Annotated in this window: 23 protein-coding genes and 2 pseudogenes; 7 read left to right on the top strand and 18 right to left on the bottom strand. The window is 63.6% G+C overall.

What is annotated here, in order from left to right; translation table 11 throughout:
- Positions 1-46: 46 nt before the first annotated feature.
- The 4 genes from ACTORR_RS02280 to ACTORR_RS02265 all read right to left on the bottom strand — a co-directional run bounded on the left by ACTORR_RS02280 (position 47) and on the right by ACTORR_RS02265 (position 3,604).
- Entirely contained in the window at positions 47-898 is an 852-nt protein-coding gene (locus ACTORR_RS02280; RefSeq protein WP_054887682.1) for a CAP domain-containing protein, read from the bottom strand.
- Between the two features lie 165 nt (positions 899-1,063).
- Entirely contained in the window at positions 1,064-1,675 is a 612-nt protein-coding gene (locus tag ACTORR_RS02275; protein ID WP_099813617.1) for a cell wall hydrolase, read from the bottom strand.
- 48 nt (positions 1,676-1,723) lie between these two features.
- Positions 1,724-2,641 carry an AEC family transporter gene (locus ACTORR_RS02270; protein ID WP_441343527.1) on the bottom strand — a complete coding sequence of 306 codons (918 nt, stop codon included), beginning with the start codon at positions 2,639-2,641 and terminating at the stop codon, positions 1,724-1,726.
- A gap of 99 nt (positions 2,642-2,740) precedes the next feature.
- Positions 2,741-3,604, bottom strand: a complete 864-nt coding sequence (locus tag ACTORR_RS02265) for a LysR family transcriptional regulator (protein ID WP_313364468.1) — start codon at positions 3,602-3,604, stop codon at positions 2,741-2,743.
- Between the two features lie 127 nt (positions 3,605-3,731).
- Between ACTORR_RS02265 and sodC the strand changes: the two genes are divergently transcribed.
- Positions 3,732-4,247 (top strand): superoxide dismutase family protein, encoded by a 516-nt coding sequence (gene sodC / locus ACTORR_RS02260; RefSeq protein WP_054887679.1) that lies wholly within the window; start codon positions 3,732-3,734, stop codon positions 4,245-4,247.
- A gap of 12 nt (positions 4,248-4,259) precedes the next feature.
- Here the strand turns inward: sodC and ACTORR_RS02255 are convergent, their stop codons facing one another.
- From ACTORR_RS02255 to ACTORR_RS02240, 4 genes are all read right to left on the bottom strand, one after another.
- Positions 4,260-4,859 carry an START domain-containing protein gene (locus tag ACTORR_RS02255; RefSeq protein WP_313364469.1) on the bottom strand — a complete coding sequence of 200 codons (600 nt, stop codon included), beginning with the start codon at positions 4,857-4,859 and terminating at the stop codon, positions 4,260-4,262.
- Between the two features lie 88 nt (positions 4,860-4,947).
- Complete coding sequence (locus ACTORR_RS02250; RefSeq protein WP_027918838.1) at positions 4,948-5,784, bottom strand: bifunctional allantoicase/(S)-ureidoglycine aminohydrolase; 837 nt, start codon at positions 5,782-5,784, stop codon at positions 4,948-4,950.
- A 132-nt stretch (positions 5,785-5,916) separates the two neighbouring features.
- On the bottom strand, positions 5,917-7,281 hold the full coding sequence (locus ACTORR_RS02245; protein WP_313364471.1) for an LLM class flavin-dependent oxidoreductase: 1,365 nt from the start codon (positions 7,279-7,281) through the stop codon (positions 5,917-5,919).
- A 16-nt stretch (positions 7,282-7,297) separates the two neighbouring features.
- Positions 7,298-8,269 carry an aliphatic sulfonate ABC transporter substrate-binding protein gene (locus ACTORR_RS02240; protein WP_099813621.1) on the bottom strand — a complete coding sequence of 324 codons (972 nt, stop codon included), beginning with the start codon at positions 8,267-8,269 and terminating at the stop codon, positions 7,298-7,300.
- A gap of 191 nt (positions 8,270-8,460) precedes the next feature.
- On the opposite strand from ACTORR_RS02240, the gene ACTORR_RS02235 reads away from it, so the two are divergent.
- Entirely contained in the window at positions 8,461-9,339 is an 879-nt protein-coding gene (locus tag ACTORR_RS02235) for a hypothetical protein (RefSeq protein WP_054887675.1), read from the top strand.
- A 39-nt stretch (positions 9,340-9,378) separates the two neighbouring features.
- Here ACTORR_RS02235 and ACTORR_RS02230 read toward each other — a convergent pair whose 3' ends face one another.
- From ACTORR_RS02230 to ACTORR_RS02220, 3 genes are read right to left on the bottom strand one after another with little or no spacing between them, the layout of a single operon-like run.
- Positions 9,379-10,041 (bottom strand): class I SAM-dependent methyltransferase, encoded by a 663-nt coding sequence (locus ACTORR_RS02230; protein ID WP_099813622.1) that lies wholly within the window; start codon positions 10,039-10,041, stop codon positions 9,379-9,381.
- 27 nt (positions 10,042-10,068) lie between these two features.
- Complete coding sequence (locus tag ACTORR_RS02225; protein WP_054887674.1) at positions 10,069-10,890, bottom strand: phosphatase PAP2 family protein; 822 nt, start codon at positions 10,888-10,890, stop codon at positions 10,069-10,071.
- Between the two features lie 2 nt (positions 10,891-10,892).
- Positions 10,893-11,570 (bottom strand): histidine phosphatase family protein, encoded by a 678-nt coding sequence (locus tag ACTORR_RS02220; protein WP_313364472.1) that lies wholly within the window; start codon positions 11,568-11,570, stop codon positions 10,893-10,895.
- A gap of 177 nt (positions 11,571-11,747) precedes the next feature.
- Here ACTORR_RS02220 and ACTORR_RS02215 point away from each other — a divergent pair, with 177 nt between their 5' ends.
- Both ACTORR_RS02215 and ACTORR_RS02210 read left to right on the top strand, forming a co-directional pair.
- A complete protein-coding gene (locus ACTORR_RS02215; RefSeq protein ID WP_054887672.1) occupies positions 11,748-11,948 on the top strand; it encodes a DUF1289 domain-containing protein in 201 nt (66 codons plus the stop codon).
- 53 nt (positions 11,949-12,001) lie between these two features.
- Positions 12,002-12,133 (top strand): annotated as a pseudogene (locus ACTORR_RS02210) (LysE family translocator); the annotation flags it as partial.
- 32 nt (positions 12,134-12,165) lie between these two features.
- Here ACTORR_RS02210 and ACTORR_RS02205 read toward each other — a convergent pair.
- Both ACTORR_RS02205 and ACTORR_RS02200 read right to left on the bottom strand, forming a co-directional pair.
- Positions 12,166-12,660: pseudogene (locus ACTORR_RS02205) on the bottom strand (AraC family transcriptional regulator); the annotation flags it as partial.
- A gap of 128 nt (positions 12,661-12,788) precedes the next feature.
- Positions 12,789-12,962: a DUF2986 domain-containing protein gene (locus ACTORR_RS02200; RefSeq protein ID WP_082433707.1), complete on the bottom strand. Its 174-nt coding sequence runs from the start codon at positions 12,960-12,962 to the stop codon at positions 12,789-12,791.
- 116 nt (positions 12,963-13,078) lie between these two features.
- On the opposite strand from ACTORR_RS02200, the gene ACTORR_RS02195 reads away from it, so the two are divergent.
- The gene (locus ACTORR_RS02195) at positions 13,079-13,483 is read left to right on the top strand and encodes a tetratricopeptide repeat protein (protein WP_054887668.1); all 405 of its coding nucleotides are present in this window, start codon (positions 13,079-13,081) and stop codon (positions 13,481-13,483) included.
- 58 nt (positions 13,484-13,541) lie between these two features.
- Here ACTORR_RS02195 and ACTORR_RS02190 read toward each other — a convergent pair whose 3' ends face one another.
- From ACTORR_RS02190 to ACTORR_RS02175, 4 genes are all read right to left on the bottom strand, one after another.
- On the bottom strand, positions 13,542-14,603 hold the full coding sequence (locus ACTORR_RS02190; RefSeq protein WP_054887667.1) for a ferritin-like domain-containing protein: 1,062 nt from the start codon (positions 14,601-14,603) through the stop codon (positions 13,542-13,544).
- Positions 14,604-14,618: 15 nt separating this feature from the next.
- Entirely contained in the window at positions 14,619-16,250 is a 1,632-nt protein-coding gene (locus ACTORR_RS02185) for a GMC family oxidoreductase (RefSeq protein WP_313365767.1), read from the bottom strand.
- Positions 16,247-16,726 (bottom strand): hypothetical protein, encoded by a 480-nt coding sequence (locus ACTORR_RS02180; protein ID WP_054887665.1) that lies wholly within the window; start codon positions 16,724-16,726, stop codon positions 16,247-16,249. The genes ACTORR_RS02185 and ACTORR_RS02180 overlap by 4 nt, the downstream gene beginning before the upstream one ends.
- A 166-nt stretch (positions 16,727-16,892) precedes the next feature.
- A complete protein-coding gene (locus ACTORR_RS02175; RefSeq protein ID WP_054887664.1) occupies positions 16,893-17,276 on the bottom strand; it encodes a hypothetical protein in 384 nt (127 codons plus the stop codon).
- 257 nt (positions 17,277-17,533) lie between these two features.
- Here ACTORR_RS02175 and ACTORR_RS02170 point away from each other — a divergent pair, with 257 nt between their 5' ends.
- Positions 17,534-18,724, top strand: coding sequence for an MFS transporter (locus ACTORR_RS02170; RefSeq protein ID WP_099813628.1), 1,191 nt, complete (start codon positions 17,534-17,536; stop codon positions 18,722-18,724).
- A 10-nt stretch (positions 18,725-18,734) separates the two neighbouring features.
- On the opposite strand, the gene ACTORR_RS02165 is transcribed toward ACTORR_RS02170, so the two are convergent.
- Positions 18,735-19,667, bottom strand: coding sequence for a LysR family transcriptional regulator (locus ACTORR_RS02165; RefSeq protein ID WP_099813629.1), 933 nt, complete (start codon positions 19,665-19,667; stop codon positions 18,735-18,737).
- Positions 19,668-19,970: 303 nt separating this feature from the next.
- Here ACTORR_RS02165 and ACTORR_RS02160 point away from each other — a divergent pair, with 303 nt between their 5' ends.
- Entirely contained in the window at positions 19,971-20,864 is an 894-nt protein-coding gene (locus ACTORR_RS02160) for a LysR substrate-binding domain-containing protein (RefSeq protein ID WP_054887661.1), read from the top strand.
- Positions 20,865-20,904 lie beyond the last annotated feature (40 nt).

Below are 20,904 nucleotides of genomic sequence, written 5' to 3'. Positions count from 1 at the left end.
TGTGCGCCTCAGCTGTTCACGTGTGTGTTCTGGACCTGAGTCGCGCTCATTGCGGCGTGCCGAACAGGCCGGTCCAGTAGATGCCCGCATCGCTCTTCGGGTCGACCGCATAGGCCGCACCCATTTCGCGGAAATCCGGGTTCATCAGGGTGGCGCAGTGGCCAGGGCTGTCGAGCCAGCCATCCACCACCTTCTGCGCGGTGTCGCGCCCGGCGGCAATGTCTTCGCCGATCTGCCGGTACAGGTAGCCGGCCAGCTCCGCCCGGTCACCGGGCGTACGCCCGTCCTTGTCGATATGGTCGAAGAAATTCTGGTTGGCCATGGCCCGCGTGTGGCTGGCAGCCACGCCTGCCAGCGCCGTGCTCCAGCTCAGCGCAGGCGCTGCAGCGAACGGCTGGCCACCGCATTGTCGGGGCGCCTTGCGTGCGGCATTGATGGCCTGCAGCACCTTTTGCCCCTCGGCTTGCCAATCGCCCAGGCGCCCGCTGAGCAAGGGCCGGGCGAGCACGATACGCCAGTCGCGGCCTTCCTGGCTGACGCCGATATCGACAAACTGCGGGTCGAGCACGACCTGGCAGAAGCTCTCTTCGATGGCGTGCATGGCCGCACGGGCATCGCGTGGGCCGGACAGGCTGATGGCCTGGACATTGACCATGGGGTAGGCGGCGCGGCTCATGGCCTGTTGCAGGTCGCGAGTGCCTTCCGGCGACAGTGCCAGACGGGTATCGCTGTTGAGCGGCGGCAGCTCCACCGACACCTCGTCACCGCAGCGCTGGGCCTGGCTGCGGTAGGCATTGATCGATTCGATCAGCTGCGCCTCTTCGCCGGTGGCGGCCATGGCCCCGGTCGACATGATCAGGCCCAGCGACAAGGCGGCAACGGATGACAGGACGCGCATGTGGATCTCCCTGTGGCTGGCAGCGTCTTGGTATGCGCTGCTCATCCTACACAAGCGCGAGGCTTTTGGCCCGGTCTCGTGCAAAGCAAAGAAAACGCCAGCAAAGACTTGCGGGCGGCAAAAGAGGGAGTAGACCGGATAACGCCAGAAAAGTGCGATTGCGTGTCAGCGGGCCAGCGCCTGGTTCGGTTTGTAGAACAGGAAGTGCCGGGTTTCGGCCGTCTTGCGATAGGCCTTGGCCCAGTCCGGGTGCACATTGCGGTCATGAAAATACAGCGCGCCTCCCGTCGAGTCCTTGAGCTGCTGGTTCAGGGCCTTGCGCGCAATTTCCTTGGCCACATCGTAGCGCTGCGCTTCCTCGACCTGGTCGGAACGCCCGTCACACCACCAGGAAAATTGGCAGGACTTGGTCTCCACGCCTTGCTTGACCACGCCGCAGATGGTGTCGGGAAACCCTTCTTGGCCCAAGCGGTTGAGCACCACGCTGGCCACTGCGCTCATGTCCTGGGCGTCGGCGCCCTTGGCTTCCCAGTAGAGGGTGCGGGCCAGGCAGGTGATGCTGTCGTCCAGCGGCGCCTGGCCTGCCGGGTCTACTGCCTGCACCTCGGCAGGGGTGATGGTTTCTGTCTTTTTGGGTGGCGGGGCATCATCCACCACCTTTTTCTCCAGCTTCTCTGCCTTGTCTTCGGCCACGGCGGCCTTGGCACTTTCCTCGGCATGCAAAGGGCTGGCGAGCAGGGGCAAAGTCAGGCAGATCACTGTCCAGTAGAGGCGCATGGTCGCGTATCCAAAGTGTGGGCTGATTCACAGTCTAGCCAAGCGGCTTCACTTCAGCGCCAGCATGAGCACCAATGGCAAGGTGACTGCGGCCAGCACGGTCTGCAAGGCGATGATGGTGGCCATCAGCGGTGCGTTGCCGCCCATCTGCCGCGCCATCACGTAAGACGACGAGGCTGTCGGCAAGGCCTGGAACAGCACGGCCACCACCGCCGCCTGGCCACCCAGCCCCAGCAGGCGGCACAGGCCCCAGGTGGTCAGCGGCATGACCAGGAACTTGAAGACCGATGCTGCCAGCAGTGGCCGCGCCTGCTGGCCCAGGCTGGCACCACCCAGTGCCGCTCCCACGCACAGCAGGCCCAGGGGCAGGGCGGCCTGGCCCAGCGCCTTGACGGTGGGTTCCAGGCCCGCCGGCAGTCCGAGGCCGGTGACCCGCAGCAACAGGCCGCCGGCGCAGCCGACGATCAAAGGGTTGGCAAAGATGGCCCGCAACACCGTCGCCGGGGAGCTGTGGCGTGCGCTGAATCGGGCGAACACCAGCACGCAAAGCAGATTGACCAGGGGTACGATGGCGGCGTTGGCCACCGCCGCCAGGGCAATCCCGGCGCCGCCATAGAGGCCGGCGGCGAGGGTGGCACCGATGTAGTTGTTGAAGCGCACGCCGCCCTGGAACACCGAGGTGAAGTCAGCGCCCTCGTGGTTGACCGCACCTTGGTAGATCACCAGCAGCGCGGCCCCCAGCAGGGTCGAAAGCATCAGTACGCCGACCATGCCCAGCACCGGCACGCCATCGAGATTGGCCGTGGCCAGGCCATGCAGGAACAATGACGGCAGCAGCACGAAATAGCTCAGGCGTTCAGCGCCCGGCCAGAACGACTCGCCAAGAAAGCCGCGGATACGCAGGAAGGTGCCCAGGGCAATCAGCAAAATGATAGGCACCAGGGTGGTCAGCAGCAGGTGGAGCATGGGGGGATGTCCGTGGTCGGATACGAGCACAGGTTAGCGTGGTCGATCGATTGGGAAAAACGTTGATTTCTGCAGTGACCGTTGAGAAAAACTGTACGTTCAGGCGTCCATGGCAGCCCTCAACACGGCAGTCAGGTGCCGCCGCTGACTCTTCTGGTGTTCCAGCAACACCACCCGTCGCACCAGCTGCGGCTCGCCAAAGGGCAGGCAGGTGGCCGCCGACAAGCGTTGCAGGTCGTCATCGGCCATGGGAATGATCGCCACCCCCAGCCCCATCACCGCCATGCGCGCCAGTGCCTCCTGACTGTCCAGTTCCATTTGTTCGCTGACCTGCAAATGCTGGCGGCGAAGCTCCTGCTCGATCTGCCGCCCGGCCCAGGCACGCTTGTCGAAGCGCAGGAACGGCTGGCTGGCCAACAGCTGTGGCAGGCTCTGGCCGGTCAGGTCGGGGCTGGCGATCGCCCAGAAACGGTCTTCGAACAGGGGCGTGAAAACCAGGCTCTGCGGGTAGGGGCTGACCGGTTCCGTGGTGATCGCTGCATCCAGCTCGCCGTCTTCGACCCGCCGGGCAAGTTCCGCCGACATCCCTGAGTTGACGCTGATGTGCAGTTCCGGGTGGTGCGCCTTGATCCAGACCAGGGCCTTGGGCAGGCGTCGCGCCAGGACCGTGTGGATCGCCCCCAGGCGCAGCCGGCCACGCAGGCTTGGGCCGCTGGCCAAGGTGTCGGCCAGTTCGTCGTAGGCGCCGAGGATGTGTTCGGCCCGGGCAACGGCCAGTTGCCCGGCCTCGGTCAATACCACCTGGCGGCGGCTGCGGTCGAACAGTGCGACCTTGAGTTCGTCCTCGAGGGTCTTGATGTGCAGGCTCACGGCCGAAGGGGTGAGGCTGAGCAGGTCGGCGGCACGGGCGAAGGTGCCGTGGCGGGCGATGGCAACCAGGGTGCGCAAGGCTTTGAGGGACACGCGAACGGGCTCCGGGCGGCTAGGGAAGTGTTTCAGTCTGTGGCTGAACGGAATGGCTGGCAAGCTGCGCAGTCCCACTCGTGACGCGGGAAAGAAACCCGCCTGACCCCAACCATGGAGAAAGTACATGAAAGCAGTCATCTTCACCGCCTTGCTGGCCTCGGCCGGTCTCGCCCAGGCCGCGCAAACGGTGGAATTGAAGCTGGCCGGGACGGATGGCCCGGGCAAGTCGGTCGGGACCATCAGCATCGAGCAGAACCAGTACGGCACCGTGCTCACCCCGGATCTCAAGGACCTGCCGCCGGGTGTACACGGTTTCCACCTGCATCAGAAGGGTTCATGCGCAGCGGCAGAGGAAAACGGCAAAGCGGTGCCAGCGGGTGCGGCAGGCGGGCACTGGGACCCTGACGCCACCAACGCCCACAAGGGTCCCTATGACGACAGCGGCCACCGGGGTGACCTGCCGGCGCTGTATGTCGGTGCCGACGGCAAGGCCACCTACCCGGTGTTGGCGCCACGCCTGAAAGCTGCAGATTTCAAAGGTCATGCGTTGATGGTGCATGCAGGTGGCGATAACCACAGCGACCATCCCGAGAAGCTGGGCGGTGGCGGTGCCCGCGTGGCCTGCGGGGTGGTTCAGTAAGCCAGGAGCCGCTCAGGGCTGGCGTTCGGCTACCGCACGCAATGTACGCAGCGTCACCACCGGAGCGTCTACCACAAACCGGTTGGCCAACCAGCCCGGTACGTCCCCGGCCGGGTCTGCCTGCAACTGGTAGGTCACCTCGGTTTCCCGTTCGCCAAGCGGCTTCATGATCCATTCGCCCGACAGGTGCTGCACGCGGATCAACCCCGGCTCTTCTGGCAGGCGGTTCGGTTCGGCGCTCAGGTGGCGCACCAGCGCGCCGTCTTCCAGGCGTTCGGTGCGGACCTTGAGAATGATGTCGCGCGGCAGGGTCGGCCATGGCAGGTTGGTGGTCAGGTAGACCCAGGTCGTGTCGCCTTCCACCTGCAGCAGGCGCATCTGCTCGCAGGCATACAGCCACTTGCAGGCCACCCGCAGGTTTTCCTGAAGGTCGGTGAGCGTGCGCACACTGGCTTTCATGGTACTGACGCCGCGAAACTGCTGGTAGGGCGAATCAGCTGCCGCGGCCAGGTAAACGCGGATACCTTCGCGGTCGTAGGCGATCTTCCAGTCGTCAGCCGCCAGGCTGGCAATGGAGACAAGCAGCAGGGCAAGCATCAGGCAGCGGTTCATGGCGTGTACCGCGCTAGGGCAGGGCTAGTCAGTATGCGCGGCAAACGGAAAGCCCGCCAGGTGGCGGGCTTTCGGCATCAGCCTGAACTCAACGCTGTGGGTTGAGGGTCAGGTGCACGTGACGGTTGACGTCCTTGTACAGCAGGTAGCTGAACTTGCCTGGGCCGCCGGCGTAGCAGGCCTGCGGGCAGAAGGCGCGCAGCCACATGAAGTCACCGGCTTCCACTTCGACCCAGTCCTGGTTCAGGCGGTATACCGCCTTGCCTTCCAGTACGTACAGGCCGTGCTCCATGACGTGGGTTTCAGCGAACGGGATCACCCCGCCAGGCTGGAAGGTGACGATGTTGACGTGCATGTCGTGGCGCATGTCGGCCATGTCGACGAAGCGGGTGGTGACCCAGCGGCCTTCGGTACCCGGCATTTCGATGACGGTGGCGTTGTCGCGGTGGGTGACGAACGACTCCGGCACGGCCAGGCCTTCGACTTTCTGGTAGTGCTTGCGCAGCCAGTGGAAGGTGACGTTGGCCTTGCTGTTGTTGCGCAGGCTCCACTCGGCGCCAGGGGCGAGGAACGCATAGCCGCCTGGGGTCAGGGTGTGGTGCTTGCCTTCGACGGTGATGTCCAGCTCGCCTTCGACGATGAACACCACGGCTTCGGCGTTCGGGTCCAGCTCAGGGCGCTCGCTGCCGCCTTCCGGGGCTACTTCGACGATGTACTGCGAGAAGGTTTCGGCGAAACCGGTCAGCGGGCGGGCGATGACCCACATGCGCATCTTGTCCCAGAACGGCAGGTGGCTGGTGACGATGTCACGCATCACGCCTTTAGGGATGACGGCATAGGCTTCGGTGAACATGGCACGGTCAGTCAGCAGCTCGGTCTGAGCTGGGTGCCCACCGTGGGGGGCGAAGTAGGAGTGGTTCGACATGAGCAGTCTCGACTTGTTGTTCTCTCCCCGTGCCTTGGACCACACCGGCCGGTGCGTGCAGGGGATGTGCGGACAGCATAGGGGGCAGCCCGCATCATCCACAAATTAAATGTTGAAATACTCGACATTCAGTTACTGAATGCGAGCCTGACGCCCGGCGTGCCCATCGGGCAGCCGGTCGCCGTGGCCGAACAACTTGTGGCGCAAGGTGCCGTCGGTGTAGTTCAGCGGGTAGCGGCCACGACGCTGCAGCTCCGGCACCAGCAGATCGACGACATTGGCCAGGTCGTCCGGTTGCACGGCGTAGGTGAGGTTGAAACCGTCGATGCCGGTCTGGTCGAGCCAGTGTTCCAGCTGGTCGGCAATTTCGCCGGGCGAACCGACCAGTACCGGGCCACGCCCGCCCAGGCCGACGAATTCGGCGGCTTCGCGCACGCTCCAGCGGCGGTTCGGGTCGGCGGCGGTGAACGCCGCCAGGGCCGCACGGCCAGCATCGTTTTCAACGTATTCGATGGGCGCATCCGGGTCGAGGCCGGCGAAATCGATGCCGGTCCAGCCCGAAAGCAGGGCAAGGGCGGCGTCCAGGTCGACGTAGCGGCGGTATTCGGCAAAGCGCGCCTGGGCCTCTTGCGAGGTCGGCGCGACGATCAGCAGCGCCTGGGCATAGATCAGCACCTCATCCCGCCCACGCCCGGTCACCTCGCTGGCCTGGCGGATGCCGTCGGCGTAGCGGCGCAGCACGGCGGGCGTCGGGCCGCTGATGAACACGCACTCGGCATGCCGGGCGGCGAACTGTTGGCCACGCGCCGAGGCGCCGGCCTGGAACAATACCGGGGTGCGCTGGGGCGAAGGCTGGCACAGGTGCATGCCGGGCACCTGGAAGTGTTCGCCAGCGTGGTTGATGGCGTGCACCTTCGACGGTTCGATGTAGCGTCCAGCTTCGCGATCCTGTTTTACGGCATCGTCTTCCCAGCTTTTCTCCCAGAGTTTGTACAGCACCTCCAGGTACTCCTCGGCCAGATCGTAGCGCTGGTCATGGCCCAGCTGCCGGGCCAGGCCCAGGTTGCGCGCGGCGCTGTCGAGGTAGCCGGTGACGATGTTCCAGCCGACCCGGCCATTGCTCAAATGGTCGAGCGTGGACATACGCCGGGCAAAGGGATAAGGGTGTTCATACGTCAGCGAAAAGGTGACGCCGAACCCCAGGTGCTCGGTGACCCCGGCCATGGCCGGCACCAGCAACAGCGGGTCGTTGACCGGCACTTGCACGCCACCGCGCAGGGCGGCTTGTGGGCCACCCTGGTAGACGTCGTAGATGCCCAGAACGTCAGCGATGAACAGCGCATCGAACAACCCGCGCTCCAGCAGGCGCGCGAGGTCGGTCCAGTAGCCCAGGCGGTTGAACGCCACGCTGGTGTTGCGCGGGTGACGCCACAGCCCCGGGGACTGGTGGCTGGCGGCGTTCATGCTGAAAGCGTTGAAGCGGATGTGGCGGGGCATTGCCTTCACTCCCTGGTCACGGCAATACGGAAGCCGGGTAGATCGCATCGGCCACCTGCAGCTTGTGCGGGATCAGGCCCAGACCCTGGAAGGTATCGGCCAGTTTCTGCTGCTCGGCGATGATCTGCGGGGTGATGGCCACGGCGTTATAGTTGCGCCGCTCGCTGGCCACCTCCAGCACATTGGCGCTGATGCCCAATTGCGGTGCCAGCAGTGCGGCCACTTCGGCGGGCTTGGCGTTGGCCCACTGGCTGACCTTGCCCAGCTCGCTGAAGAAGGTTTTCAGCAGCGCGCGGTGCTGGTCGGCGAAGGTGGCGGTAGACAGATAGAAGGTGCGGTTGTTGGTCAGGCCGCTGCCGTCGCGCAGGTTTTTCAGGCCTGGCTGGCTTTCGGCCGCAGCGAGGAAAGGGTCCCACAGGGTAACGGCTTGCACGCTGCCCGATTGCAGGGCGGCGACGGCATCGGCGGCGTTGTTGACATAGGCTGGGGTGATGTCCTGATAGCTCAGGCCGGCCTGTTCCAGGGCCACCGCCAGCAGGTATTGGGCGTTCCAGCCGCGGCCGGTGGCCACGCGCTTGCCTTTGAGGTCCTGCACTGCGGTGAGATGATCCTGTTCTCGCACCACCAGGCCGATGCCACGCGGGTAGGGTTGTTCGGCGGCCAGGTAGACCACCGGCTTGCCGGCAGCCTGGGCGAATACCGATGGCGCGTCGGCCGCGTGGCCCAAGTCGATGGCGCCGGTGCTCAGCGCTTCGAGCAGTTGCGGGCCGGCGGCGAATTCGTGCCAGCTGACCTTCACGCCTTGGGGGGCCAGGGCCTTTTCCAACGCGCCGCTGCCTTTGAGGATGTTGATGCTGTTGAATTTCTGATAACCGATACGCAGGGTCTTGGTGTCTTCGGCGAAGGCGCTGGACCACGGCAGCAGGCTGCTGGCCACAGTCGCCAGGAGGCCGCCGACGAGCAGGCGGCGCAAGGGGGAGAAAGGCATGGTCGACGCTCCTTGAGCAGGGTGGGAAACGGTGTACCCAGCCTAAGGAGGACGCGTTTGGCTTTCAATTTTTTAATTCCATTTGGTTAGATTGTTTTGTTCTTTTTATATCCTTTTGTGATTGCCTGGTCGTTGACGAAATTTTCACATCCTCTTGCTAGGATTCGGGCCCAACAAAAGGAGCCCCGTTCATGCCCATCCTGCGTCGGCGCAGCACCCGCATTGCCCTGACTGTATCTACCGGCCTGGTGGCTGCCACTTTGGGTTTTTTCGCCTGGCAGTCGTTCTACCCGGTGCAGGCCGCCAGTGGCTGGCGGGTCGAGGTGCTGCATCGTGACGTGGCCAAGGCCGCTTCGCTGCTGCCCCAGGCCGACGGCAGCCTGCTGGTCAGCCGCGAGCTGGATGACGGCAAAGGCAGCATTCTGAAGATCAGCGCCAGCGGCGATCGGGTCGTGCTGATCGACAACCTGTCCAAACCCGACGGCATGGTCGCGGCACAGGAGGGTTGGGTATTCAGCCAGGAAGGTGGCCACGCGCCTGTCAGCCTGTCCCGCGATGGCCAGGTCACCCGCCTGTTCGACGGCGACAGTGTGCAGGGGCTATGGAACGACGGCGATCACCTGTATGCCATCGAAGACCGCAAGGGCAATGGGCGCCTGATGCGTTATGAGTGGGCCAGCGGCCAGCTTGACGTCCTGCGCTCGGGGCTGACCGAAACCGAGGGCCTGACCCGTTGCGCCGACGGCCGCCTGCTGTACACCGAGAAGGGCACCGGCATCGTTCGTGCAGTGTCCGAGGACGGTAGGGACCCGGTGGTGGTAGAGGGCCTGCGCCATCCGACCTTCCTGATGTGCGATCAGCGCGGCCTGTGGATCAGCGAAGACAATACCCACCGCGCACGTTTGTTGCGGGTGGACGCTGATGGCACCCAGCACGTGGTGCTGACCTTCCTCAAGGCGCCGCAGTCGATCATCGCCGATGGCAAGGGTGGCTACCTGCTCGCCGAAGGCGGGCGTGATCGCATACTGAAGCTGAGCCCGTCCGTGGACCAGGCCACAGCCCAGCGTTAACCGGGGGACGCGCCCCTAGAGTAAAAGCGTGGGATCGGGCTACTCGGCAATCATCAGCAATGACTGCGGCAGCGGGCTCTGCGGATGCTGCGGCTCCTGCAGGCTCAGCAAGCGGAACCCGGCCATGTCCAGGGCATTCAGCCAGCTGGCCAGGGTCCGGAAGTACCACGGCATCGGCTGCCAGTCCCCGGCAAACCCGGCAAAAGACTCCTCGCGCCAGCCGTCCTGATAGTCCCCGTCTGCCACGCTCCAAGGGTGCAAGGTCTGGATCACCAGCACGCCACCGGGCGCCAGCCGTGCTTTCATCGCCGCCAGCAAGGGGATGATGTCTTGTTGCAACAGAGCGAAATTGGCACAGATCAGCGTGTAGCCACGGCCGATATCCACTTCACCTGCGGCGAGCTGCGCATAGCTGGCCTGGTGCACGGGCGTCGAGCCTGAGGCCCGCGCCGCCTCGACCAACACGATGTCGCCATCTACGCCAGTCACTTCTATGCCGCGATCAGCCAGCGCCCGCAGCAACCAGCCTTCGCCGCAGCCCAGGTCCAGCACACGCTCAGGCTGGCGGCCGAGGATCGCCAGCAAAATTGCCTGGTCGGTGACCTGCCGGCGGCTCTCGATGAGGCCGCCACGCACCGCATCTATCCACGCCTGGGCGTTGTGCTGCCAACTGTGCAGCAGGGCGTCTTCGGGGTTGGGCATGTCGCTGATCCTGAGCAGTGGCATCGCTCAAGCATAGGCGTTCACCGTCGCCTTGTCCGAGGGGGACCGAGCGGGCGCCTGGAGTGCCTCGCGGCCATAGAAGCCCAGGGCGGTGGCCCAGGTGGTCAGCCACACGAAGATGCCGGCCCAGAAGGTATGCGACATGTAGTGCCAGCCCTGCAGCACGCGGGTGGTGCCGTAGACGAAGCCGATCAGCAGGATGGCCACCAGCAGCTTGCGTGCATGCTGCCAGCGGTAACGCAGCGCCACGAAGTACAGTGCCAGCAGGGTGAAACCGCTGGACGCATGGCCGCCCGGCCAGCAACGGCCTTCACCGGCCTTGCTGAACCAGCTGAACTGCTCGTACCACTCCACGCGCGCCTCTGGGCCACCGTAGAGGGTAGTTTCCACCGGGCAATACACACTGGTGTGGCTTTTCAGGTAATGGATGACGGTGGTGCACAGGGCAAATGCCACCACCACGAACAGAAAGTCGCGGCGATGACGGTGGGTGAAACGCAGCACCGGGCTGATTCTGGCGGCATTCAGGCCACGGGTGATCAGAGCATCGGGATGGTTGGCCAGGCGCGGCCAGATGAACGACAGCAGCGAACCGATGATCGCCGCCTCACCGGTCCAGTTCGGTAGCACGCGTGGCCATTTGTGGGTCAATTTTTCGAACAACTGGTCATGCAGCAGCGGGAATTGCCCGCTGACGGGATCGAGCAACAGGTTGCTGATCCAGCGGTCCAGTTCGGTGAGATCGAACAGCAGGAACGTGATTGCTGCCAGCAGCAGCGGCAATAGCAAATTGTTGACATAGAACGCGGTGCGTGGAGAAACGGGCATGCTTACATCCCTGTGCTGCTGTTGAGTGTCTGCCATTGGTTGGCGTTGAGTTGCCCGAGCAAGTGGGCCTTGCCGTTGCTGTCTTTGCTGACGAACAGTGCACTGGCATAGCCGGCAACCCGTTCGCCGCCTGCGACGCGCAGCTGCCGCTCGAGGTGGTCGATGCAGCCGCTGTGGGTGATCAGCACCAGGTTGTGACCCTCGCGCTTGTGAGCCAGGGCAGCGTTGGCAAAGGCACTGTCACAGCGTGCCAGCCAGTCCTGGGTTTCGATGGCTTTGCCAAACACGGCTGATGCCGTCTGCTGGGTGCGCACCTCGGGGCTGCTGAGGATATCGGCGTCGGCCAGGCCCAGGTGGCGGATGCCCTCGCCAACGGCGGTCGCGGCCTGGTTGCCCTCCACCGTGATGCCGGCAGGGTCGCCCAGGCAGGCATGGTTGGAGCGGTCGCAGCGTTCGGCATGACGGATCAGGACAATCACCTGGTCGCTGTTCCAGGCGCTGTAGACGCCGTGCTCGCTCATCAGCTGCGCGCTGCCCAGGTTGCTGACATGCGGACGAAGTACATGCCACAGGCCGAACGCCGTGAAGGCCAGCACCACGGCCAGCAGCCAGGCTGCAGGCAGCTTACGGCCTTTGAGGTGCACAAGGCGCGGGTGCGTCGCAATTACATTTTCCAGCATGCTGCCACTCCGGGGACAAGGCTGGCTGCACCTTATCCTCGGCTTTGTGGCCCGTTGGTGAAGCGGATGTGAAAATTGTCTTAGCCCACAAGCTGGCCGACGCGGAGGATTTTTTCCGCAGGTTGCGGCAGTCTGTGATGCACACGGTATGATTCGCGCCCGCAACCGGAGCCCGCCATGGCCAAAGACATCGAAAACCCCTGCGTCGCGCTTTGCCAGCTCAACAGCGAGTTGTGCGTGAGCTGCGGCCGCACCCGTGAAGAAATCCGCAAGTGGCGTGGCATGAAGCGCCCGGAGAAGATGGCCACCGTGCAACGCGCGGCCACGCGAATGAAGGCCATCAGCAAGAAGAACGCCAAGCGCCAGGGCAACGACTGAAACCGCTGGACTTGTGTAAGATGCAGGCTTGGCAACGTTCGTGAACTTGCCGTATGGATACCCACTCGCTTCTTGCCTTCACCCTGGTCGCTGCAATCGCCATCGCCATCGCCAGCCCGGGGCCTGCCACGTTGATGGCCATCAACAACAGCATCAACCATGGCCAGCGCAGTACGCTTTGGTCGTGTCGCCGGCATTTCTTTGCGCTGCATGTCGCCTACTTCAACGGCACGTAGACATCCGTTTGCCACTGATCCAGCGGTGTCTCGGGGTAGACACTCAGGTAATGGAAAAACAACGGATGGTCGCGCAGCTGTTCGTTGCTGGAGGGTAGCCAGTCGCGGTAAAGCGGGTAGAGGGTTTCACCGATGTAGTCAGGTGAGCCTGCATGGCGAATGACGGCACATCGTCCAGCAGGGATGACCCGCTCCTGCACGCTGCAGGTATTGGGTCGTATGGATTCGGATATTTCGCCACAGATTGCGAAGCGAAAGTCTTTTTCAGGGATGGTGTCAGGGTTGTTGTACGCAATGCCGAAGGTGCGGCTATGGGCTACCGGCGACTGACCGCTGTGCAGGCGCCATTGGCGAAAGCGTTCGACGCTTTCACCCAGCAGGCCGGGTGCGCCATGGTGTTCGAGTGCCGCCACACGGGTTTCGGCAAATTCCACGATTCGTATCTGCATGCTGATGCTCCTAGACAAGTGAGGGCTGGCGTAGGCGGGGCTGGGCTGTATGTCAGTCACCGTACGGAGTATCTGGAAGTGCGGTGAGCACTGGCATCTGCCGATCAGCCCTTGTCGTGCCTGGCCGTGATTGCTCTGCCGGCACTTGCCTGGGTTCAGGCTTGCACGGCAGGGGTATCGACGCCGGCAGCGGCCTGTGCCTCGGCATCCAGCTTCAGCCGGTCGGCCTTGCTGATGTACCTGGGCTTGTTGCTCTTGGGCGCCAGCTTGGCATTGGCCTTCTTCTGGTGGGCCTTGAGCAGCTGTTTGATTTTCTTCTGGCGGTTCATGTCCATCTCTGATGTGCAGCGTAAGACGCGCATTGTACCTCGGGAACTTCAGGCTGCGGGCCCGGTCTGTAGCCTCTCGCCAAATTCACCTGACGCCTCTTCGAGTGCCCACCCCCATGCCAAGCCAGCGCCTGCTGTCAGCACTGTTCCTGTTGTTCAGCACCGTTGCCTGCCAAGGCGTGCAGGCAGGTTCATACTCGGCACCGGCACGCAGCAACAACGCCTCGACCCAGCTGATCGAGCGCGCTTCGCGGCAGTATGAAGAAGGCAAGCTGGACCAGGCCGCCGCCACGCTGGAGCGCGCCCTGCAGATCCAGCCGGGCAACCCGGCCACGCTGCACTATCTGGGCGTGCTGCGCCTGGAGCAGGGGCAGTATGACCAGGCCGAAGTGCTGGCGGTGCGTTCCAACCAGCGGGTTGGCGGCAACACCGCCCTGCGCAATCGCAACTACCAGTTGATCCAGGCCGCGCAGAAGGCTCGCCAGTCTGCAGCGGTGACGGTCGCAGGCAAGGCCCGCTGAGGCTCAGCTGAAAAGCGAGTGCCGCCCTCAAGGCGGCACTCCTGGTGTTGCGCGGGGCTTAAATCGCCGGCGGCACCCATTCGAAAGTGGGCGCACCATGGTGCCCGTCGGGGTCGTTGGCAATCGGCGTGGCGACCATCTGCAGGGCGGTGCCGGTCATGTCGTGCATGCTGTTGAGGATGGCCGTATACATGGCACCGGAGGCGCCGTTGAGCGCTTCGGCGATCTGATACAGCATCAGCGAGTAAAGGCGATTGAACTGCTCGTTGAGTGCCGCCATCTCCGGGTCGCCCAGATAGTCCGTCGCTTTTGGGTTGGCCTTGATTGGGTACACCTCAAGGTAGTCCACCTCGAATGCCGCGCCCGTGGGGGGCTGTCGTGGGTCGTCCCCGGGTCGGTAATGGCGGGCGAACTGGATTTCGCGAAAGCGGAAGAAATGCGCGACTTCCTCGGGCTGACTGAAATAGCTGTCAACGTCATACACCGCGCCGCGAGTGCCTTCGCCCTGGGTGACGATCACCTCGATCGCTTCCCGAGCCAATGCCAGGCTGGTGATCACGATCGGCTTGCCGCCGCCGCCCCAATAGTAGTTCAGTCCCAGTTGGTGCTGTGGATTGCCGCTGAAGACGGCCCGTTCGCCGTAGACCTCGCACAGGGCTGCCAGCTTATGGGCCAGGGCATCATAGAACTCACCGATGGTGTAGCCGGGCACGTCGATTTCCTGCATGGCCTGCAGTTGCGGTGGCTGGCCCCAGCCTTCGGGCAGTTCGATCTCGGTGAAGACCTCGATGCTGGCTGCACTGAACGGGCCGAGGTTGGCCTCGAATTCACGTTCTCTGAACTGCTTGCCCTGGAACTTCAGGGTCAACGGGAACGATGGCACGTTCTGTTCGCTGAACTGCACGCGGCCACCGATGGCCGAGAGCAGGTTGCCGGCGAGCGACAGGTGCAGCATCTCTTCCATCATCACGCTGCGTATCAGGTTTGCTGCAACCCGGTTCCTGCCGGGCTTGATGCTGATCAGTGCCGTCATGTAGAGGGGGATGGTCGACAGTTCGATGCCCATGGCCGTGTGTAGCCATTGGCTCAGCTCGCTCTTTTCTTGTTCCAGCGTCTTCATGGGTGACCTCCATTGTCAGGGCTTGCGCGCCGCAGCCAGGTGTTCGCCCAGCCGCAGCGCAAGGGCGGTCAGGGTCAGCGTCGGGTTGACCGCGCCGGTGTTGGGGAACGCAGCGTTGGAGCAAACGTACAGGTTGTCGACACCGAACAGCTTGAGGTGCTTGTCGATCACCCCGTCTTGCGCGCTGTCCGCCATGCGACAGGTGCAGGCTGAGTGGTCGGCTCGCCAGGAGATCGATGGCGGGCCGGCTGGCGTGGCACCCATGCCTTCGAAAATCTTGGCAATGTGGTCGCCAATCTCCTGGATGCGGGTGTTGAAGGCCGGCGACTGGGAGTAGTCGACGATGGTTTCCGGCAGGCCGATACGGTTGCGGATGTCGAGGTTGGTCACCCGATTGTGGTATTCGCTGGGGATCTCGAGCATGCCGTGGATCTGCACTTGCGCAGGCCCGCGCACTGCAGCATCGATGTCGGCGCGGAGCATGCCGCGCTGCATCATCTGCGCGATGCTCAGGGTCTTGCCGTTGACGAGGCTGGTGTACGTGCTGGGCGGGTTGATCAGGATGAACTTGCCCTTGGCCTGCTCCTGCGGGCTGTCGAAATAGCGGCTGCACAGCGTCGGGAAGTCCATTTCCGGCTGCAGGCGCTGCGGGTTGTGGTCTACCGTGGCGGTGAAGATGAAGTAGGGGTGGGTGATGAAGTAGCGGCCAACCAGGTCGTGGTCATTGCCGACCCCGTTGGGCCAGTAAGCCGAGCGCGAGCGCAGCAGCAACTTGGGCGACTCGATGGCACCGCCGGCAACGATGACCGTGCAGGCATCGATGGTCAGCCGTTGGCCGCTCATCTTGTCCAGGCAGGCAACACCGCTGGCGCGCTGCTTCGAGGCCATCAGCACCTCTTCGACAACGCAGTTGTCGAGCACCCGCAGGTTGGGGAAGTTGCCCCAGTCGAGCATATCGTTCAGGTAGTTAGGGGCGGCATAGCGCGCGCCAAATGGGCAGTACTTGCACGTGCCAGTGGTCTTGCAGGGGGCATGGCGCGAGGTGGTGTCGGTACTGCCGTGGCGCGCGATCGGCACGTGAGCGGTGCTCATCCCCAGCGCCGTCATAGCCTGGTGGGCAGGCTGGTCTTCAAGGGTGTAGGGAAAGGCGGGGAAGGGGTAGTCCGCCGAGCGAGGCGGGTCCTGGTCGCTGGAATCGCCTGACACCCCGATGTAGCACTCGGCCTGGTGGTAGTAAGGTTCCAGTTCGGCGTAGTCCAGCGGCCAGTCGGCGCCCTGGCCGGTATTGCTTTTGAGCCTGAAGTCTTCGGCTTTGAGGCGAAACGACCAGCCGCCCCAGTGGATGGTCGAGCCGCCGTAGGTCATCACTCTGGCACCGGCCAGTGGCACCACCGTCGCGCCGACATTGCGGTTTTCGCCGGGAGCATCGCGCTCCGGATAATCAAGATCGTTGTACTTGTAGTAAGGCAGTTTCGCGTAGGCGTTGCCCGAGACCATGAAGTCGTCCCACAGCGCCTGGTCCTGCATCTTGACCCGGGTACCGGCTTCGATGATCAGGATGTCGCGCTGCGGGTCATCCTGCAGCAGGCGGCTGGCCAGCGCGGCGGCGGCAACCCCCGACCCTATGATCAGTACGTCCGTGTTCATCGTGGCGACTCCTCGGTGGTTCTGTAGGGCGCGGGTTCACCGGGGATGAATGCGCCGGCGATGAAGCTCAGGTAATTCACTGCACCGGTGAAGGCTTTGAAGCCCCCTTGCGAGACCTGGAAGGCGATGAACTCGTTGGAGACCTTTTGCCTGGCCAAGGCCAGTGGTGTTTCCGGCGGGCTCTGGTTGGCAGCGGGGTCGGTGAACAGGGTCTTGTAGGCCTGCGCCTTGCCCACTTCGGCGATCAGCGCGTCCAGGGTCTGTCTGGCCTGGGTGTAGATGCTGCGGTACTCAGGGTGCAACCGGATGCGGTTGTCCATGAACACGAACAACCTGGACTTGTACTGCTGCGGGGCGGGCAGGTTGCCCCAGAAACTCGATATCTGCTCGAAGACTTCGAACATCGCCTCGTAAACCTCGGTAGCCAAGGGCTCGGCGCCAAGGTTGGCCGGATGGTTGACCTGTTGCTGGTACATGTGCGGATTCTCCCTGACAACATGCGAACGAACGCGCCGCAGTGCACGGCCGGCAAATGCCCGTGCACACGGAAACCGCGCCAGCGGGCGAGGGGCGTCAGCCCTTCAGGCCAGGTGACGTGCGTACTGTTGGCGCGTGGCTAGATCATCGGCGTGACCCGGGCGGTCACGTAGGCTTCTGCTGAAGGTTGCCGGCAAGGGACACGCTCAGCGTGTAGTCGTAGCGGTTCTCGCCACTCCCTTGCGGGCTGCCGATTTCACAGTTGAGGCCAGCAGCCTGAGCCACAACGATGTAAGGCTCCCAGGTGCCTGGCTGAGACCCGGAGTTGATCACGCAGTTGATCTCGGGGTTGTCCGTCAGGTACAGGGTGAAGAACACATTGCCATCACTGTCCCACAGGCCAGTGGTGACAGGGCCGGCAGTGGCTGGGGTGAAGATACTGATCTGGCCACCGTAGCTGGCGCCGCCATTGTCGCTGGCGAACGAGACACCCAGGTCGAGGCTGCTGGAGATACTGAAATTGCACGTGAGGCTGGAGCTGGCGGGCATGATTCTCTCCTTGTAATCATCAGACGCTAAGGCCCTACATTATTCGTGGGCAAATGCAGTGTAGTAGCCATTTGCCAAATGCCAATGGCCAGCCATCTGCCCGCTTGTCGCCCTGGACCTGCGCCTCAGGTTGAGTGCAGCTTACTGGTCAGTCACTGCTCCATTGATGAATCTGATTCCATTTTCATGTGATCATTTGCCAATAATTGATTATTTGGGAATGAATAAACTGGGAGGCCATTAACAGGAGCTTCCCAATGTCCGTTTACGAACCAACCGCACAGGTTGCTTCCACTTCCAGAAACGCAGGAATCAGCATCGCGATCCTGGCCTTTTCCGCCTTTCTCATCGTTACCACCGAATTCCTCATCGTAGGGCTGCTTCCCGCGCTGGCCAGGGACCTGAACATTTCGATTGCCGTGGCCGGGCAACTGGTGACGCTATTCGCCTTCACAGTGATGGTGTCCGGTCCGCCGCTGACGGCTGCGCTGTCGCACCTGCCACGGAAAAAACTGTTCATCGGCATCTTGCTGCTGTTCGCCGCGGCCAACGCGGTGGCCGCCGCTTCAAGCAGCTTCTGGCTGCTTGCCGTGGCCCGTGTCGTGCCTGCCTTGGCTTTGCCGGTGTTCTGGGGCACAGCCAGCGAGACAGCCGGGCAACTGGCCGGGCCGCAGCGGGCGGGGCAGGCTATTTCAAGGGTGTACCTGGGGATTTCGGCGGCCATGTTGCTGGGCATTCCGCTAGGTACCGTGGCGGCCAGTGCGGTCGGCTGGAGAGGGGCTTTCTGGCTGCTCGCCGGGCTGTCGTTGCTCATGGCTGTGGCCATGTGGATCTACATGCCGAGCGTGGCGCGCATGGCCAAGGTGGATTTCCTCCAGCAGGCACGGATTTTCAGGGAGCCGCGTTTCCTGGCCAACGTACTGCTTTCGGTGGTGGTGTTCAGTGCCATGTTCATCGCCTACACCTACCTGGCCGACATCCTCGAGCGTGTCGCGGGCGTGGCACCTGCCGATGTGGGCTGGTGGATGATGGGCTTTGGCGCCATTGGCCTGGTGGGTAACTGGATGGGTGGCAAGGCAGTCGACCAGTCGCCGATCAAAGCCACCCTCGGCTTTCTCGTGCTGCTTGCGCTGGGCATGGCCGCGGCCGTTCCGCTGGCTCAAGACGGCTGGCTGTTCTGTGTTGCGCTTGGGCTGTGGGGCATCGCCAACACGGCGCTTTACCCGGTCAGCCAGGTACGGGTCATGCGTTCGGTCAACCACGCACAGGCGCTGGCGGGCACCAGTAATGTCTCGGCGGCCAACGCCGGTATCGGTGTGGGGGCCATCGTCGGTGGCATGACCGTGGCGAACCTGGGTATTGGCTACCTCGGCTACGTGGCTGCTGCCGTTGCGGTGCTGGCGCTGTTGCTGGCGTTGGCCATTCGCAATCTGGCGCCTGAGCGCTAGGGCAGGGCAGTCAGCTGTCGCCGGCCCGGCTGCCGTGGGGCGTCAGCCGCGGCAGCAAGTAGTCCAGCAGTGCGCGGACCTTGGGCTGGTTCTCGCGGCTTTTCAGCCAGACCAGGTTCATGGGCAGGCCGTCCGTTGCCAGTTCTGGCAGCACCTCGACCAGCGTGCCTTGGTCGAGGTGCCGTTGGGTCAGCCAGGTCGGCAGCTGGCCAATGCCATGCCCGGCGAGCACAGCGGCCACTTCACCCTCGCCATCGCCGACTGCGATGCGTGCCTGCAGTGTACGCCGCTCCATCTCTCCCGGCTGCCGGCCTTTGAAAAACCACGGGCTGACCTGACCGTCGCCGTGCCCATAGCCGACGCAGTGATGCTGATCGAGATCACCTTCGCTTTGCGGGGTACCGTGCTGTGCAAGGTAGCCGGGTGAGGCGCAAAAGATCAGGCGCTGGGCGCCGAAATACTGATGGCCAAGGCTGGCTGGCCAGGCATCCGCGCCGCCGATGCGCACGACGATGTCGATGCCTTCGTGCTGCGGGTCGATAAAGCGGTCGGTAAACGAGATGTGCGGTCGCAGCAACGGATGCTGGTGGATGAAATCCAGGATCAGCGGCAGCACATGCAACCGGCCATACGAGGCTGGCAAGTCTATCCGCACCTTGCCGTGAGGCTCGTCGCCCTCGGCGCTGAGCGCATGCTCGACCTGCTCCAGGTCGGCCAGGACCGACGTACAGGTGCGGTAGAACGTGATACCCGCCTCGGTCAGCGCCAAGGTGCGGGTGGTACGGTTGAACAGCCGTACCCCAAGGCGTTCCTCCAGGCGCGCGACACTCTTGCTCACAGCCGATCCGGTGAGGTTCAGCCGCTCGGCCGCGGCAGTGAAACTGCCCAGGTCAGCGACCGCGACAAAGACGTCGAGACCTTTCAGCCGTTCAGATGAAAACATTCGCATCTCCCGTTGAGCGCCATGGAACAGGAATTGCTGGCAATGCTTTAAAGCTGACCAGGCGGGGGATACGCCAATGCTCGTGGAAGACCACTGCTTCATGTTCCTCGTGGTGATGATCGTGCTGGCCGTGGATGCGGTGGCGCTCACCCTTTATTGGCGCAGCAAACCCTGACCCCAGCCTCGGGGGCAGGATACCCCCTGGTCGGGGCCTTTGCGATGAATGATCGACTGGCACCGCTTCCAAACCCGAGCTGACGGCGGTAGCCTCGGTAGACCTTCGCCGATAGAAATTCCATTCCCATGCCTGCTGGTTTTCCCGGGTTGCCGTCACTCAATGCGCTGCGTGTGTTCGAAGTGGTGGCGCGTCAGTTGAACTTCCGCCTCGCCGCCGAGGAGCTGGGCGTGACCCAGGCGGCTGTCGCCCAGCAGGTGCGCGGGTTGGAAGCCAGCCTGCAGGTACGCCTGTTCGAGCGCCTGCCACGGGGTGTCAGGCTGACCGATGCCGGGCGTGGCTATGCAGCGAGTATCCGCAGTGCCTTGGGCATGATCGACGAAGCCACCCGGCTGCTGCGCCCGGTGCCTTCCCAGCTCACGGTCAGCGTGACGCCTACCTTTGCTTCGAAGTGGCTGATTCCAAGGCTCGGCCACTTCGCCGAGGCCTACCCCGACATCGATCTGCGCCTGCTGGCCAGCGAACGCCTCGCACACTTCCATACCGATGGCGTCGACATCGCCGTGCGCTACGGGCAGCCGCCGTTCGCTGGCGGGCTGAACGCTGAGCTGCTGATGGAGCAGCGCATCGTCGCGGTGGCGAGCCCGGCACTGGTGGCTGAGATGGGCAGGCCAGACAGCTTTGCCGCCTTGCAGCGATATGTCGCGTTGCACGATGGGCACAACTTCTGGCCGCAGTTCACCGCCGCCTTGTTCCCTGCGCATCCGAAGCCGACGGCCAAGAGTGTGCGTTTCAACCAGACATCGCTGGCCATCGATGCTGCCATCGGCGGGCAGGGTGTAGCACTCGCCAGCCATGCCTTCGTCAAGGACGACATCGCTGCAGGCAGGCTGCAACAGGTGTTGGCTCTGCAGCTGCGGCTGGACAAGGCCTTCTACCTGGTCTGGCCACGCAAGGCGCAGGAGGCGCCAGCGCTGGGCTTTGTCAGAGCGTGGCTGAAAAGCCAGGTAGACGATAGTTAATCTACTGCATGCGCAAACCTTGGCTGCCTCCCTCGGCCAG

The sequence above is a fragment of the Pseudomonas sp. SAR267 genome (assembly GCF_052077595.1).
GTDB lineage: Bacteria > Pseudomonadota > Gammaproteobacteria > Pseudomonadales > Pseudomonadaceae > Aquipseudomonas > Aquipseudomonas vlassakiae.
Note: the sequence above shows the minus strand (reverse complement) of the source record. Positions and strands in the feature narration are given on the sequence as shown.

Coding starts and splice junctions, on each gene's coding strand:
- ACTORR_RS02250 (WP_027918838.1), bottom strand. CDS start 5,784: ATGTCGAACCACTCCTACTTCGCCCCCCACGGTGGGCACCCAGCTCAG.
- ACTORR_RS02170 (WP_099813628.1), top strand. CDS start 17,534: ATGTCCGTTTACGAACCAACCGCACAGGTTGCTTCCACTTCCAGAAAC.
- ACTORR_RS02195 (WP_054887668.1), top strand. CDS start 13,079: ATGCCAAGCCAGCGCCTGCTGTCAGCACTGTTCCTGTTGTTCAGCACC.
- sodC (WP_054887679.1), top strand. CDS start 3,732: ATGAAAGCAGTCATCTTCACCGCCTTGCTGGCCTCGGCCGGTCTCGCC.
- ACTORR_RS02215 (WP_054887672.1), top strand. CDS start 11,748: ATGGCCAAAGACATCGAAAACCCCTGCGTCGCGCTTTGCCAGCTCAAC.
- ACTORR_RS02200 (WP_082433707.1), bottom strand. CDS start 12,962: ATGAACCGCCAGAAGAAAATCAAACAGCTGCTCAAGGCCCACCAGAAG.
- ACTORR_RS02160 (WP_054887661.1), top strand. CDS start 19,971: ATGCCTGCTGGTTTTCCCGGGTTGCCGTCACTCAATGCGCTGCGTGTG.
- ACTORR_RS02175 (WP_054887664.1), bottom strand. CDS start 17,276: ATGCCCGCCAGCTCCAGCCTCACGTGCAATTTCAGTATCTCCAGCAGC.
- ACTORR_RS02275 (WP_099813617.1), bottom strand. CDS start 1,675: ATGCGCCTCTACTGGACAGTGATCTGCCTGACTTTGCCCCTGCTCGCC.
- ACTORR_RS02280 (WP_054887682.1), bottom strand. CDS start 898: ATGCGCGTCCTGTCATCCGTTGCCGCCTTGTCGCTGGGCCTGATCATG.
- ACTORR_RS02190 (WP_054887667.1), bottom strand. CDS start 14,603: ATGAAGACGCTGGAACAAGAAAAGAGCGAGCTGAGCCAATGGCTACAC.
- ACTORR_RS02235 (WP_054887675.1), top strand. CDS start 8,461: ATGCCCATCCTGCGTCGGCGCAGCACCCGCATTGCCCTGACTGTATCT.
- ACTORR_RS02180 (WP_054887665.1), bottom strand. CDS start 16,726: ATGTACCAGCAACAGGTCAACCATCCGGCCAACCTTGGCGCCGAGCCC.
- ACTORR_RS02245 (WP_313364471.1), bottom strand. CDS start 7,281: ATGCCCCGCCACATCCGCTTCAACGCTTTCAGCATGAACGCCGCCAGC.
- ACTORR_RS02165 (WP_099813629.1), bottom strand. CDS start 19,667: ATGTTTTCATCTGAACGGCTGAAAGGTCTCGACGTCTTTGTCGCGGTC.
- ACTORR_RS02270 (WP_441343527.1), bottom strand. CDS start 2,641: ATGCTCCACCTGCTGCTGACCACCCTGGTGCCTATCATTTTGCTGATT.
- ACTORR_RS02240 (WP_099813621.1), bottom strand. CDS start 8,269: ATGCCTTTCTCCCCCTTGCGCCGCCTGCTCGTCGGCGGCCTCCTGGCG.
- ACTORR_RS02255 (WP_313364469.1), bottom strand. CDS start 4,859: ATGAACCGCTGCCTGATGCTTGCCCTGCTGCTTGTCTCCATTGCCAGC.
- ACTORR_RS02220 (WP_313364472.1), bottom strand. CDS start 11,570: ATGCTGGAAAATGTAATTGCGACGCACCCGCGCCTTGTGCACCTCAAA.
- ACTORR_RS02230 (WP_099813622.1), bottom strand. CDS start 10,041: ATGCCCAACCCCGAAGACGCCCTGCTGCACAGTTGGCAGCACAACGCC.
- ACTORR_RS02185 (WP_313365767.1), bottom strand. CDS start 16,250: ATGAACACGGACGTACTGATCATAGGGTCGGGGGTTGCCGCCGCCGCG.
- ACTORR_RS02225 (WP_054887674.1), bottom strand. CDS start 10,890: ATGCCCGTTTCTCCACGCACCGCGTTCTATGTCAACAATTTGCTATTG.